The sequence below is a fragment of the Mesorhizobium sp. P3_A10 genome (assembly GCF_056403175.1).
The window spans coordinates 476,553-490,266 of sequence record NZ_JBFUFZ010000005.1 but is presented as its reverse complement, the minus strand read 5'-3'; the positions used below and the strand labels follow the sequence as shown (position 1 = coordinate 490,266).

Sequence of the window (13,714 nt, the reverse complement as noted above, 5' to 3'; positions counted from 1 at the left end):
CCACCCCGCTGCTTCGCAGCGACCCTCCCCACAAGGGGGAGGGTAAAGCTTACGGCATCAGCTGATATTCATAAAGCTTCTGATACAGCCCACCCTGCTTGAGCAGTGTCTTGTGCGGGCCGCTTTCAACCACTTTGCCGGCTTCCAGAACCACGATCGTGTCGGCCTGATGCACGGTCGACAGCCGGTGGGCGATGACGATCGTCGTGCGCCCGACCGTCAGCTGCTGCAGCGCGTCGCGAAACAGCGCTTCAGATTCGGCGTCAAGTGCGCTGGTCGCCTCGTCCAGCAGCAGGATCTCGGCATTGCGCAACATGGCGCGGGCGATCGAGATCCGCTGGCGCTGACCGCCAGACAGCAGGCCGCCATTCTCGCCGACCTCCGTCTCGTAGCCATTCGCCATGGCGCTGATGAAATCGTGCGCGTTGGCGGCCTTGGCGGCGGCGAAAACCTCGGCATCCGTCGCATCCTCCCGCCCGAGACGGATGTTGTGCATCACCGTGCCGGCAAACAGGAACGTATCCTGGCTGACATAAGCAATCTTTGCCCGCAGCGAGGCCAGCGTCGCACGGGAAATGTCCTGGCCGTCCAGCAGCACCTTGCCGCTTTGCGGATCGTACATGCGCATGATCAGGTTGAGGATGGTCGACTTGCCACCGCCCGAGGGACCCACCAGCGCCGTCATCTTGCCGGGCGCGAGGGTCAATTCAAGTCGCTCGAAGACGGGTTGATCCTCATTGTAGCCGAAACTCACCTCGTCGAACCGGATCTCGCCCGGCCCGGCATTGAGCGGCTTGGCGTCGGGGTATTCCGCAAGCGTCAACGGCCGGTCGGCCAACTGGAACATCATTCGAACACCGACGATGCCGGTCTCCAGCGAGATGCGCACGCGCGCCAGGCGTTTTGCCGGCTCATAGGCAAGCAGCAGCGCGAAGATGAAGGCCGTTATTCCGCCAGGCGTCTGGCCGCCTTCCACGACGAGAAGGCCGCTGACCAGGATAACGCCGGCGATGGCAAAGCCGGCGAGCGTTTCCATGACCGGGCTGGTGGCGGCTTCCAGCGTCGCGATGTTGTTGGCGCGGCTCTCGACGTCGGACACCGCTTTGTACATGCGCCCGCGCATCGCCCCTTCGAGATTGAAGGATTTGACGACCCGCACGCCGATCGCGGTTTCCTGCATGATCTGCACGATCTGGCCGATAGAGCGGAACTCCAATTCGGAAACCTTGCGGACTCGCTTGAGAATCCGGTTGACGCTGTAGATGGCGATCGGCCCGACAATGAACGACACCAGCGACAGCACCGGCTGCCCGACGAACATGACCACCAACAGGACCACCAGCGTGGCCAGGTCCCTGACATAGGATGTGACGACCAGATCAAGAACATTGCGCGCGGCCTGCGCGTTGTTGGTCATGCGGTTGATCAGGTCCGACGACGATGTCGAGTGGTAGAATTCGATGCCTTGCGCCAGGATGCGATCGTAGATCTTGCGCTGCCGCTCGGCGATGATGGCGTTGCCGACCCGGCTCATGAAATAGGTTTGCAGAAAGGTAGCCACGCCCTTGATGGTGAAGATGGCGGCGACGGCGCCAGCGATCAGATAGATATGCGACATCCTTTTCGAGACCATGAACTCATTGGTCATGTCGCGCATCATCCAGGCGCTTGCCCCGGTCATGCCGGCCACCACCAGCATCGAAGCGATGGCGGCGGCGTAACCAAACCTGTGTTGGCGAAACGATTCCTGCAACAGCCTGACGATAAGGCGCTGGTTCTCCATCGAGCGCTCGTCGCGTTTCAGGAATTTCCAATCCAAAGCCACACGGGATTCCATGGTTTGCTGCGCATGATCCCGAAATTCGTCGCTGCACTGCGCCACACTGGTGCGAACTTCGGATTCGCCGCATAGGACGAAAGGCGGCTTATAGAGCCAGTTGCATCAGGATGGAACCTTTCGCCACGACCGAAAGAAACGGCTGCGGCAACCTGTCTTTTGCGCCACCATGGTCCGGTGATTCTGAAAAGGGATGACGACAGATGAATTTCGACCTTGTTGTGCGTGGCGGCACGCTGCCCGACGGCACCATTGCCGACATCGGCATCATCGGTGAGACCATCGCTGCGATCGGACCCGACCTCGACGTTACGGCAGGTACCGCGATCGACGCCCGGGGCAATCTGGTCTCGCCGCCCTTCGTCGATCCGCATTTCCACATGGATGCGACGCTCTCCTACGGCATTCCGCGTATCAACGTTTCAGGCACGCTGCTGGAAGGCATTTCGCTGTGGGGTGAACTGAAGCCTTTGCTGACGCACGAGGCGGTGCGCGACCGCGCGCTCGCCTATTGCGATTGGGCAGTGTCGATGGGCCTGCTTGCCATCCGCACCCATGTCGATGTCTGCGACGATCGCCTGCTGGCGGTGGAAGCCCTGCTCGATGTGAAGAAGACGGTCGCGCCCTATATCGACCTGCAACTGGTCGCCTTCCCGCAGGACGGGCTCTATCGCTCGCCGACAGCGCGCCAGAACACGCTGCGGGCGCTCGACCTCGGCGTCGACATTGTCGGCGGCATCCCGCATTTCGAGCGCACCATGGCCGACGGCACGCGCTCCGTGACCGAGCTCTGTGAGATCGCGGCAAAACGCGGGCTGATGGTCGATCTGCATTGCGACGAGACCGACGACCCGCTGTCGCGCCACATCGAACAGCTTGCCTATGAAACGCAGCGCCTCGGCCTGCAAGGCAGGGTGGCCGGCTCGCATCTCACCTCGATGCATTCCATGGACAATTACTATGTCTCCAAGCTGTTGCCGCTGATCGCCGAGGCCGGCGTCTCGGCCATCCCCAACCCGCTGATCAACATCATGCTGCAAGGCCGCCACGACACGTTTCCCAAGCGCCGTGGCCTGACCCGCGTCAAGGAGATGGTGGCGCTGGGGATCCGCGTCGGCTGGGGCCAGGATTGCGTGCTCGACCCCTGGTATTCGCTGGGCACCGCCGACATGCTCGACGTCGCCTTCATGGGCCTGCACGTCGCCCAGATGTCGAGCCCGGCCGACATGGCGCGCTGTTTCGACATGGTCACCAACGTCAACGCCGCCATTATGGGCCTGGACCATCTCGGCCTTGCCGTCGGCAAGCGCGCCAGCCTGGTCATCCTCGACGCCGGCAACCCGATCGAAGCCCTGCGCCTGCGCGCCGAACGGCTTTGTGTCATCGCCAGGGGCAAGGTGGTGGCGCAGAGGACCAGGCAGGACACCCGGCTTTCCATCGCCGGACGGCCGGCAATGGTGAACCGCAGGCACAAATCCGCCTAGAGCCCTATCCCGATAGAATCGGGATGGGGCACTATCTCTTTGTTTGAGCATGATCCTTTCCGAAAACCGGATTCCACTTTTCGGGATCATGCTCTAGGATCAGCCATTTCCGGCGCTGGTCTTACCGATTTTTCGCTTTCCGCCTCGTCAAGGCTGCCGCTTGTGTCTACGACGCGGTTCACCCTACGCTTGGCAGGAACCGGTAAAGGCATGGCGCAGCCAACAGCCCAGAATTCGACGATCAGGAACGTACTGGTGGCCGGCATCCTGCTGATGCTGGCCGGCGATTTCCTGTTTGCGTTGAACGACGCCATGGGCAAATGGCTGGTCGCCAGCTTTTCCGTCGGCCAGGTGGTGCTGATCCGCTCGGTCGGCGCGTTTTTCGTGCTCGGCCCGATGATTGCAAATCAGGGCGCCGGCAAGCTGTTTCGGATGGAACGGCTGGAGCTGCAGATCTTGCGCGTGGTGGCGACGACGCTCGACACCGCCTTGTTCTATGCCGCCGTCGTTTATCTGCCGCTTGCCGATGTGATGAGCTTCTACATGGCCGGCCCGATCTATGTCGCGGCCCTATCGCATTTCCTGCTCGGGGAAAAAGTCGGCTGGCGCCGCTGGGCCGCGATCCTGGTAGGTTTCTGTGGCGTGCTGATCATACTGAAGCCGTCCTCGGCGGCATTCTCGCAGTCGTCGCTGTTCGCATTGGTCGGCAGCATTGCGTTTGCCTTTGCCATCATCCTCAACCGCCGTCTGCGAGGCACCAGCGACACCACGCTGGTGACGTGGCAGACCATCGGCACGCTACTGGTCGGCGGCGTGATGACCATCGGCGCCTGGCGCACGCCCTCGGCGCTCGATTTCGGCGCCATGCTGTTGCTCGGCATCGTCTCCTGTAGCGCGCATCTGATGATCACCAGGGCGCTGAAGCTGGCGCCGGCCTCGACGCTGGCGCCGCTGCACTACACGCTGTTGTTGTGGGCTGTCGTCTTCGGTCTGGTGTTCTTTGGCGACGTTCCCGGCCCGCGGATCCTGATCGGCTCGGCCATCGTCGTGTTCGCCGGTCTGTTCATCTTCCATCGCCAGAAGGTGGTCGAGACAGTCGTGCCGCCCGAAAACGTGCCGAAGGGCGTGAATTAGGTCCAGATTATTGGTGCCTAACCCCGACGCACCGCCGCCAGATGGCGGGAAAACTCCGGCGTCTCCATCAACGCCTTGCAGCGCGCAAACCGGCCGTCGGCATAGGCGCGAAAGTCGTCGACGGGATTGTTGTTGGCAAGCTGGATTAGCCCCCACAGCGTCCACAACAGATCGCACATCGCCTTGTAGATGACGATGCGGCCGCGCTCGGCCGGTTTGGCCTCGCCACCGAAATAGGCCTGCATCAGCTCTTCGTCCTGTGCCGGATCGAATTGTCCTTCGACACTGAGGTCGCCGAGATCCCAGAGCGGGTCGTTCATGCCCGAATATTCCCAGTCGACGATCCACATCCTGTCGCTCGTATCGAGAAAGTTCTCGCACAGGGGATCGCAATGGCAGGCGGCGAGGGGAAGCGGATGGGCGGCAAGTGCGGCGCGTACGGTTGAGGCCTCGCGCACGACATCGTGATAGCCGGCGGGCAAGGCAACATCCTTGGTCGACAGCACCTTCAGATAATCGTCGATCATCGCAAACAGCTCGAAGCGGAACGGAAACACCGCTCCCGAGCCATGCAGTGTGCGAAAGGCCTTGCCTGCCCGCGCGGGACTGCCTGGCCGTGTCCTGAACTTTTCCGGCGACATCGTCTCGGCGCCGGCAATGAAGCGCGTCACCATCACGCCGGTCCCTTGGTCGACATGCAGCACTTCGGGGCTGACCCCGGCCCTTGCCGCCTCCCGCGCCGCCACTGCCTCGTTGGCGCGGTTGATATACTCTTCGGTGCCTTTGCCGGGGATGCGCAGGCAGAAATCGCCGGCCTTGAAGACAAGATTGGTGAGGCCGCCGAGCCGTTCTACCTTGCCGCTGAAATCCTTGAACAGCGGAATCGCCGCCATGGCTTGCCGGGCAATGGCAAGGTCGCCGCTCATGCCTTCAGCCTTTCCATCTTCGGATCATAAAGCGTGCGGGGTCCCCGCGTCGCCCTATAGGCTTTGCCGAACGCCTCGATCTCGAACGAAGCCTCGCCCGCCAGTTCCGCGGGAAGGTAGCCGAAGGCGATGGTTTTGCCGAGCGTGTAGCCGTAGCCGGTGGACGAGGTGGAGCCGACGACCTTGCCGCCGAACAGGATCGCTTCGCCGCCATGGAAAGGCGCGAAGCCATCGACAGTGAAGGAGCACAGCTTGCGCTTGACGCCTTCGGCCTTGATCTTGGCCAGCGCCTCGCGGCCGATGAAGTTGCCCTTGTCGAGCGCCACCGCGAAACCGAGCCCGGCTTCGTAGGGATTGTAGTCGGGCGTGATATCGCCGGACCAGTAGAGATAGCCTTTCTCCATGCGACAGGCGTCGATGGCGCGATAGCCGGCGTCGGCGATGCCGTGCGGCTCGCCCGCCTCGCGCAGCGTCTCGTAGATATGCACGGCATAGTCCTGCGGCACGTAGAGCTCGTAGCCCAGTTCGCCGACATAACCGATGCGCACCGCAAGCGCGGTGGCATTGCCGACCTCGATCCGGCGCGCCGCCAGGAACGGCAAAGCGTCGTTGGAGACATCGTCGTCGGTGACCGACTGCAGGATATCCCGGGCCCGTGGCCCGCACAGATTGATCGTGGCGTACTGATTGGTTGCGTCCCGCAATGCCACGCCGGCCGGCAGGTGCCTCGCCACCCAATTGCCGTCGCGCACGCCAAATCCCGAGCCGGTGACCAGCAGGAAACGATCCTCATCGGTATGAACGATTGTCACATCGGCCTCGATGCCACCCTTCTCGTTGCACAGCTGGGTGTAGACAGCCTTGCCGGGCGCACCCGAGAGGTCGTTGGCGGCGATCGCCTGCAGCGCGGCGTGCGCACCCTTGCCGGCAATCTCGAATTTCGAGAACGAGGTCTGGTCGATCAGGGCGGCGCGCTCGCGGATTGCGCGCACCTCCTCGCCGACAGCGTCGAACCAGCCGGGCCTGCCCTCGAAGCTGCCGAGCTCCACCGATTTGCCGTCGTCGACCGAGAACCAGTTCGGCCGCTCCCAGCCGAATTTGGAGCCGAAAACGGCACCGTTGTCGCGCAGCTTGTCATGCAGCGGCGAAAGCCGCAGACCGCGCCCGGCGTGGGATTCCTCCGCCGGCCAATGGATCTTGTAATAGGCGCCATAGGCCTCGATGGCGCGCGCTTCCAGATAGCGGCCTTGCGCCTGCACCGCGCCGAAGCGGCGCATGTCGAAAGGCCACAGATCCATGCCGGCGTCGCCATGCAGGATCATGTTGGAAAGCGCCAGCCCGGCGCCGCCGGACGCCGCGATGCCGGCGGTAAACCCGCAGGCGACGAAGAAATTGTCGAGTTCCGGGGCCAGCCCCATGATCGGCTCGCCATCGAAGGACACCGGAATCGGCCCGTTGATGACGGTCTGGATGCCGATCTCATTGAGCACCGGCAGTCGCTCCGCCGCCGGCAGCGCGAAGAGCTCCAGCCGCTCCATGTTGGGCGGGAAAAGCTCGCGGCCGAAATCGAGCGGCGGCATGCCGCGCCAGCAGCCTTTAGAGCCGTCTTCCCAGCCGCCAATGGCAAAACTTCCGGTGTCCGGCTTGAGGTAGAAATTGTGGTCGGGATCACGCAGCGTGGTCAGGTTCGGATCGAGCTTCAACGTCTTTTCGGTAAGGAAATACTGGTGCTCGACGACGCCTGCCGCCAGCGGCACGCCGGCCATCTTGCCGACCCGCTTGGCCCACAGCCCTGCGCAGTTGACGAGAATGTCGCAAGAGATCGAGCCGCCGTTGGTAACGACGCCGACCGCGCGCCGCCCCTCGATCACGATCTCCTCAACGGTGACGCCTTCCTCTATCTTGGCGCCGTTTTGCCGCGCCCCCTTGGCATAGGCCATGGTCAGCGAATAGGGATCGATATAGCCATCGCCGGGAATGTAGGCGGCGCCCTCGATGCCGTCCTTGACGATGTAAGGAAAATGCTTGGCGGCCTCATCGGCCGACAGCGAATGGCACTCGACGCCGAAGCTCTTGGCCTGTGTCATCGAGCGGCGGATTTCGCTCCAGCGCGCGGCACTTCCGGCAAGCCGCAGCGAGCCGACCTTCTTCCACGAAATCGCCTGTCCGGTCTCGGCTTCCAGCCGGTCGAAGACGGCAACCGAATTCTGCATCAGCCGGGTGAGGTTTCGTTTCCCGCGAAGCTGCCCGACCAGCCCGGCTGCATGCCATGTGCAGCCATGGGTGAGGAGGGATTTCTCGACCAGCAGCACGTCCTTGGCGCCGTCGCGGGCCAGGTGATAGGCGACCGAGGTACCGATGGCGCCGCCGCCGATGACCAGGATATGGACGTGGCGATCCGCATGAAAACTCATCACTGCACCACTATGCCTTGATCTTGCTCATCGACGGATCATACAGCGGTTCGAGATGGATTTTTGCCGGCGTCCGCTCCATCGCCACCACCAGCTCGTAGTCGCCGGTGGTGAGGAAATCGTCACTCACGCCGTCGGCGTTGCGCACATAGCCAAAACCGATGTTCTTGCCCAACGTGTAGCCATAGCCGCCGCTGGTGAGATAGCCGACCGGTTCGCCGTTGCGCAGGATCGTCTCGCGGCCGACCAGCACGATCTCGGGATCGTCGACGGTGAAGCCGGCAAAGCGTTTCTTCAACACGTCGCCATTGACCTTCTCAAGTGCCCGCCGGCCGACGAAATCGGTGTTCTTCCTGAGCTTCACCGCCCAGCCGAGGCCGGCCTCCTGTGGCGTGTCGTTGGGCGTGATGTCTGAGCCCCAGGCGCGATAACCCTTCTCCAGCCTGAGCGATTCAAGTGCGCGGTAGCCGACCGGGCGGATGCCGTGCCTCTCCCCGGCCGCCATCAGCGCGTCGAAGATTTCGCCGGTCGCCGCGATCGGCACATGCAATTCCCAGCCGAGCTCGCCGACATAGGTAATGCGCAGCGCCCGCACTGTATGACCGGCAATGGCAATCTCGCGCACATGGCCGAAGGGGAAGCCCGCGTTCGATACATCGGCGTCGGTCACTGCGGCCAGCACGTCGCGTGCCCTGGGACCCATCAGCGACAGCGTGCCGAACGCCTCGGTGACATCGGTCAGTGTCACGTCGAGCCCATCGCCGATATGATCGCTGATCCATGAGGAATCATGAGTGCGAAAACCGGTGCCGGTGACGATGTAGAATTTTTCCTCGGCCAACCGCGCCACGGTGAGATCCGCCTCGATGCCGCCGCGTGTGTTGAGCAACTGCGTATAGGTCAGCCGTCCGGCCGGTTTGTTGACGTCGTTGGCGCAGATCCAGTCCAGCGCTTTCAGCGCGTCGGGGCCGGTCAGTTCGTATTTGGCGAAGGACGACTGGTCGAAAATGCCGACTTTTTCGCGCACATGCCGGTGCTCTTCGCCGACTGGAGCAAACCAGTTCTGCCGGCCCATCGAATAGACGTCTTTTGGTTCGACGCCTTCCGGTGCGAACCAGTTCGGCCGTTCCCAGCCCAGCTTCGAACCGAACACGCCGCGATGCTGCTTCAGCCGTTCGTAGAGCGGCGAGACGATGCGCGGCCTGCCTGAGGAATACTCCTCATGCGGGAAGCCGATCGTGTAGTGCTTGCCATAGGCTTCCAGCGTGCGGTCGCAGACCCATTGCCGGTCGCGGTGCAGGTTGGAGAAGCGCCTGATATCGACCACCCACAGGTCGAGCGGCGCCTCGCCGTCGACCACCCATTGCGCCAGCACCCAGCCGGCGCCGCCGCCGGACGCGATGCCGAAGGCGTTGAAGCCGGCGCCGACGAACATGTTGGCGCATTCAGGCGCTGTGCCGAGGACGAAATTGCCGTCTGGCGTGAAGCTTTCCGGCCCGTTGATCATCTGCTTGACGCCGACGGTCTCGAGCGCCGGAACCCGTGCGATCGCCTGGGTCATGTGCTGCTCGAAATGATCGTAGTCGTCGTCGAACAGCCGGAACTCCCAGTCGTCGGGCACGTCACCGGTCGTCCAGGGCTGCGGGTTTGGCTCATACCCACCCATCACCAGTCCGCCGACCTCTTCCTTGAAATAGGTGCGCCGGTCCGGGTCGCGGATCGTCGGCGCATCGGTCGACAGTCCCTCGATCTTTTCGGTGATGATGTACTGATGCTTCACCGGCTGCAGCGGCACGTTGATGCCGGCCATGGCGCCCACTTGCCGCGCCCATTGCCCGGCACAGTTCACCACCTTGTCGCAGGCAATATCACCCTTATTGGTCTTCACCGCGGTGATGCGGCCGTCCTTCATCTCGAAGCCGGTGACGCGGACATCCTCGAACAGTTTGGCGCCATGCATGCGCGCGCCCTTGGCCAGCGACTGCGTGATGTCGGAGGGGCTCGCCTGCCCGTCGGTCGGCAGCCATGAGGCGCCGACGAGGTCGCTGGTTTCCAACAGCGGCCACATTTGTTTCACCTCTGCCGGCGACAGCAATTGCATGTCCATGCCGAAGCTTTTCGCTGTCGTCGCCAGCCTTTTGTATTCGGTCCAGCGATCCGCATTGGTGGCGAGCCGCAGGCAGCCGGTCATCTTCCAGCCGGTGGCAAGTCCGGTCTCGGCCTCCAGCCCCTTGTAGAGGTCGACCGAATATTTGAGCACGCGGGTGATCGAGGCCGACGAGCGCAACTGACCGACCAGCCCGGCGGCGTGCCAGGTCGAGCCCGAGGTCAGCTTGCCCTGTTCGAGCAGCACGACATCGGCCTTGTGGTCGCGCGCCAGATGATAGGCCGTCGAACAGCCGATGATGCCGCCGCCGATGACGACGATCCCGGCATGCGTGGGCAAAGTCATGCGTGTATCCCGTATTTTGTTCTGTAGTTTTCCAGCGCCGCGTCGAGCCGGGTCAGGTTTTCTTCGGTGTAGGCGACATAGTCGATGCCGGGCGCGTCGAGATAAAGCTCCGAAACCATGCTCCACATCGCCTCGCGCAGCAGCGACGCGCATTGCATGGCCGCGTGCGAGCGACGGATCGCCTCGTCCGGTTCCTTCATGAAATAGGCGGTGAGGAAGGCGAAGGATACCTCGTCACTCATCTCGGCATTCGAGGCGACGCCGGCAAGGTCGAACATCGCCGTGTTGAAGCCGGCATATTCGAAATCGATCAGCCACAACCTGCTGCCGTCGTCGAGAATATTAGCCGGCAAGAGATCATTGTGACCAAAGACGATCGGCAGCAGTTTCTGCGCCCGTTCGAGTTCGTCCGCGAGCGTCAGAAGGCGCGGCAGGTCGCCCCGCTTGCGGCTGCCACCTTCTTCCAGCGTGCGCGCATAGTCGCGAATGACGTGGAACACCCAGAACATGAAGCCGGCGCCGGAGATGTGGTTGGGCATCTCCCGGTGAAAACCGCGCATCAGGGCCGCGACACGGCCGATATTGCTGCGTACGTCTTCGGCGACATAAGTCTTGGCGCCGATAAATTCGGTCACCATGATGCCCGGCTCCGCATAGCGCACGGCCGGCGCAAAGCCGGCGGCGTGCGCGGCCCGCGCCGTCATCACCTCGCGCTCGCGAAACACGTGGTGGAATGGATAGTCCTGGCCGAAGCGCACGACATGCCGCCCCGCTGCGTCCTTGACCAGATAGTTGGCGTTGCTGAGGCCGCCCGGCAGCGGCGCGATGTCGATGCTGCCGGTCCAGCAGGGCAGGGCGCGGATGCGGTCTTCAGCAGTCACGGGGCCATCCCTGGTTTGGCTGAGCTTCGACAAAGCGCCACGGACAGCGCGACGATGGTGGGGAGAAACGCGAAATCTCGTCGGTGCGGGACGCCAGGATTGGTATCCCGCACCGCACCGACGAGCCCCTTTGCCAGGTTTTTGATGCCCGACATCCGCCCCCGCGGATCTGAAAAATCCTTGCACCAGGCATGTTCCAGACGATCTGGTCTGTAAGTTGCGGCTCTGCCATCACCCTCTCGTGGCAGTTCCGAGCCTGTCACGATCTGATCTCACGTCAGTGTTGCCCGGCTGTCAACAAAAAGTTGTGACTTTTTTTGGGTGTTTTGCCCGAAAGCACAAGCAATTGCTTTAAAACCGCTTGAATTACCTTAGAATCGGTCAAAAGCGCAAAAAACACGGGAAAGCCGAATGATCCATTCGAAGCGGCATGGCGAAATCCTGCGCCTCCTCAAGGAGGAAGGCACAATCAGCATCGCCAGCCTGGCCGATCGGCTGGGGGTGTCGCTGGAAACCGTGCGTCGCGACGTCAAGCCACTGACCGGCGATGGCTCGATCCTGAAGATGCATGGCGCCATCGGCCTGCCGTCGATGGCCGGCGAAGCGCCGTTCGAGCGGCGCATGCGCGACAATGCCGACGCCAAGCGCATCATCGCCCGCATGGTCGCCGCCACCATCCGCGACGGCGAATCGATCATGCTCGATACCGGCACCACGACGTCTTTCCTGGCCCGCGAATTGCTCGGCCACCGGCGGCTGACGGTCGTCACCAATTCGTCCGACATCGCCCGCACGCTGGCCACCGTCAACGACAACAAGGTCTATATGGCGGGCGGCGAATTGCGCAGCGATTCCGGTGCTGCCTTCGGCGTCTCGGCCATCGAATTCGTCAGCCGCTTTTCCGTCAGCCATGCGGTGATCTCCACCGGTGCGGTCGATGCCGTCACCGGCGTTATGGACTATGATCTGGAAGAGGCGGAATTCGCCCGCATGGTGCTGTCGCGTGGCCAGCGCTCGCTGGTCATCACCGACCACACAAAATTCGGCCGCCAGGGTCTGGTCCAGGTCTGCGGCTTCGACGACTTTTCGGAACTCGCGACTGACCGGCCGCCGCCGCGCGACATCGCCGCCGCCCTTGCCCAGGCTGGTGCGCGGCTCAGCATCGCGGCGGCCTGAAAGCAGGTTAGGCCGAACACCATCGATCTCTGCTGGAATCTTTTCGATTGGGCCGGCTCTTCGCAATGTTCACGCAACCCGGCCGTCGCAAACAGCGCCTCATCGAAATGCGGGCCAGGCGAATCGCCCGCATCAGCAGTGAGGTCGCTATGCCTGCAAACGATGCCTTGTCTTTCCTCATGGCCTGGACGCTGGCGCCACTCCGGATCGGCTCGGTCCCGCCGTCCAACTCCAGTCTGGCGGGGCTGATCACGTGCGAAATCGGTCCCGGGACCGGCCCGGTGCTGGAGCTTGGGCCGGGCACCGGTCCATTCACGCGGGCGCTGCTGGAGCGCGGCGTCAGCGAAAATGACCTGACGCTGGTCGAGGCCGACCCGGACTTTGCCACGCTGCTGACGCGCCGCTTTCCCGCCGCGCGCATCTTCGAAATGGATGCGGTTGGCCTGCGCTTTCCGCCGCTGTTCGATGGGCCGGTCGTGGGCGCTGCGATCAGTGGCTTGCCGTTTCGGCGGATGTCGCCGCGCAAGGCCTTCGCAATATTGGAAGGCGTGTTCGACGCTTTGCGGCCGGGCGCGGCACTTTACCAGTACACATTGGGCAGCCGCTGCCCTTTCGACCAGACATTGCTCGACAGGCTCGACCTGGAAGCGGTCCGGCTTGGCCGCACCTTCCGTACCTTCCCGCCGGCGACGGTGTATAAGGTATCCAGGATCAAGAACCTCAAAACCTACGACTGGCGCTTTTCATGACCGATCCGCTGTCGGCGATTCTGGGCTTCGGCCTGCTTGGCGTCGCCTGCCTCGCCTTCACCGAAAAGATACTGCCGCTGCCGCCCTCGCATGTGCTGCTGCTGTTCCTTGGCATGACCTCGGCGCCCGATCTCCCGGCGCTGGCGATCCTGCTCCTGCTGACGACGCTGTCCGCCATCACAGGTTGCCTCGTCTGGTATAGTGTGGGCCGCCGGATTGGATTGGATCGTGCCGACAGGCTGGTCGAGCGTTTCGGCAAATTTGTCTGCCTGCGCTATGCGACCTATTCCAGGCTCGGGGACGCCTATCGCCGCCATCACATGCGGGTCTCCTTGCTGGCGCAGTTCATCCCGACGGTGCGCAACTACCTGCTGATCGCCGCCGGCGCGCTCCGTTTGCCGCTCTTGCCTTTCGCCGTGGCGACGCTGCTCGGCGCCACGCTGTGGAACACGGGCTTTCTCATCACCGGCTACCTCATGCGCGGCAGTGGCCGGGATTCCTATGCCATCGGCTTTCGCATCATTATCATCGTCTTGGCGCTGGAGACGGCATTCATGCTCGCGCTGCGCTATGGCCCGGCCTGCCGGCGGCGCCTCGGGTTCGGCTGACCAGGAGGCTCCGTATTGCTGCTACGGGATAAGCGCCGCCGTCGCTTTCCTTC

General features: G+C 63.0%; 10 protein-coding genes. 5 read left to right on the top strand and 5 right to left on the bottom strand.

Going from position 1 to position 13,714, the window contains the following annotated elements:
• Positions 1 to 49: 49 nt before the first annotated feature.
• The gene (locus AC1DXU_RS21660) at positions 50 to 1,804 is read right to left on the bottom strand and encodes an ABC transporter ATP-binding protein (RefSeq protein ID WP_477372268.1); all 1,755 of its coding nucleotides are present in this window, start codon (positions 1,802 to 1,804) and stop codon (positions 50 to 52) included.
• Between the two features lie 236 nt (positions 1,805 to 2,040).
• Between AC1DXU_RS21660 and AC1DXU_RS21655 the strand changes: the two genes are divergently transcribed.
• Both AC1DXU_RS21655 and AC1DXU_RS21650 read left to right on the top strand, forming a co-directional pair.
• Positions 2,041 to 3,321 carry an amidohydrolase family protein gene (locus AC1DXU_RS21655; protein ID WP_477372242.1) on the top strand — a complete coding sequence of 427 codons (1,281 nt, stop codon included), beginning with the start codon at positions 2,041 to 2,043 and terminating at the stop codon, positions 3,319 to 3,321.
• A gap of 210 nt (positions 3,322 to 3,531) precedes the next feature.
• Positions 3,532 to 4,455, top strand: coding sequence for a DMT family transporter (locus tag AC1DXU_RS21650; RefSeq protein WP_477372240.1), 924 nt, complete (start codon positions 3,532 to 3,534; stop codon positions 4,453 to 4,455).
• A 17-nt stretch (positions 4,456 to 4,472) separates the two neighbouring features.
• Here AC1DXU_RS21650 and AC1DXU_RS21645 read toward each other — a convergent pair whose 3' ends face one another.
• Genes AC1DXU_RS21645 through AC1DXU_RS21630 form a run of 4 tightly spaced genes read right to left on the bottom strand, consistent with a single transcriptional unit; the run spans position 4,473 to position 11,128 of the window.
• Positions 4,473 to 5,381 (bottom strand): phosphotransferase, encoded by a 909-nt coding sequence (locus tag AC1DXU_RS21645; RefSeq protein WP_477372238.1) that lies wholly within the window; start codon positions 5,379 to 5,381, stop codon positions 4,473 to 4,475.
• The gene (locus AC1DXU_RS21640; RefSeq protein WP_477372237.1) at positions 5,378 to 7,795 is read right to left on the bottom strand and encodes a GcvT family protein; all 2,418 of its coding nucleotides are present in this window, start codon (positions 7,793 to 7,795) and stop codon (positions 5,378 to 5,380) included. Before AC1DXU_RS21640 ends, AC1DXU_RS21645 begins: the two co-directional genes overlap by 4 nt.
• A gap of 10 nt (positions 7,796 to 7,805) precedes the next feature.
• Positions 7,806 to 10,247 (bottom strand): GcvT family protein, encoded by a 2,442-nt coding sequence (locus AC1DXU_RS21635; protein WP_477311459.1) that lies wholly within the window; start codon positions 10,245 to 10,247, stop codon positions 7,806 to 7,808.
• Complete coding sequence (locus AC1DXU_RS21630; RefSeq protein ID WP_477311460.1) at positions 10,244 to 11,128, bottom strand: phosphotransferase; 885 nt, start codon at positions 11,126 to 11,128, stop codon at positions 10,244 to 10,246. The genes AC1DXU_RS21635 and AC1DXU_RS21630 overlap by 4 nt, the downstream gene beginning before the upstream one ends.
• A gap of 411 nt (positions 11,129 to 11,539) precedes the next feature.
• On the opposite strand from AC1DXU_RS21630, the gene AC1DXU_RS21625 reads away from it, so the two are divergent.
• The 3 genes from AC1DXU_RS21625 to AC1DXU_RS21615 all read left to right on the top strand — a co-directional run bounded on the left by AC1DXU_RS21625 (position 11,540) and on the right by AC1DXU_RS21615 (position 13,661).
• Complete coding sequence (locus AC1DXU_RS21625; protein ID WP_477311461.1) at positions 11,540 to 12,304, top strand: DeoR/GlpR family DNA-binding transcription regulator; 765 nt, start codon at positions 11,540 to 11,542, stop codon at positions 12,302 to 12,304.
• A gap of 149 nt (positions 12,305 to 12,453) precedes the next feature.
• On the top strand, positions 12,454 to 13,053 hold the full coding sequence (locus tag AC1DXU_RS21620; protein WP_477372235.1) for a class I SAM-dependent methyltransferase: 600 nt from the start codon (positions 12,454 to 12,456) through the stop codon (positions 13,051 to 13,053).
• Positions 13,050 to 13,661: a DedA family protein gene (locus AC1DXU_RS21615; RefSeq protein WP_477372233.1), complete on the top strand. Its 612-nt coding sequence runs from the start codon at positions 13,050 to 13,052 to the stop codon at positions 13,659 to 13,661. The genes AC1DXU_RS21620 and AC1DXU_RS21615 overlap by 4 nt, the downstream gene beginning before the upstream one ends.
• The last annotated feature ends 53 nt before the right edge of the window (positions 13,662 to 13,714 follow it).

Coding starts and splice junctions, on each gene's coding strand:
- AC1DXU_RS21655 (WP_477372242.1), top strand. CDS start 2,041: ATGAATTTCGACCTTGTTGTGCGTGGCGGCACGCTGCCCGACGGCACC.
- AC1DXU_RS21650 (WP_477372240.1), top strand. CDS start 3,532: ATGGCGCAGCCAACAGCCCAGAATTCGACGATCAGGAACGTACTGGTG.
- AC1DXU_RS21645 (WP_477372238.1), bottom strand. CDS start 5,381: ATGAGCGGCGACCTTGCCATTGCCCGGCAAGCCATGGCGGCGATTCCG.
- AC1DXU_RS21640 (WP_477372237.1), bottom strand. CDS start 7,795: ATGAGTTTTCATGCGGATCGCCACGTCCATATCCTGGTCATCGGCGGC.
- AC1DXU_RS21635 (WP_477311459.1), bottom strand. CDS start 10,247: ATGACTTTGCCCACGCATGCCGGGATCGTCGTCATCGGCGGCGGCATC.
- AC1DXU_RS21625 (WP_477311461.1), top strand. CDS start 11,540: ATGATCCATTCGAAGCGGCATGGCGAAATCCTGCGCCTCCTCAAGGAG.
- AC1DXU_RS21620 (WP_477372235.1), top strand. CDS start 12,454: ATGCCTGCAAACGATGCCTTGTCTTTCCTCATGGCCTGGACGCTGGCG.
- AC1DXU_RS21615 (WP_477372233.1), top strand. CDS start 13,050: ATGACCGATCCGCTGTCGGCGATTCTGGGCTTCGGCCTGCTTGGCGTC.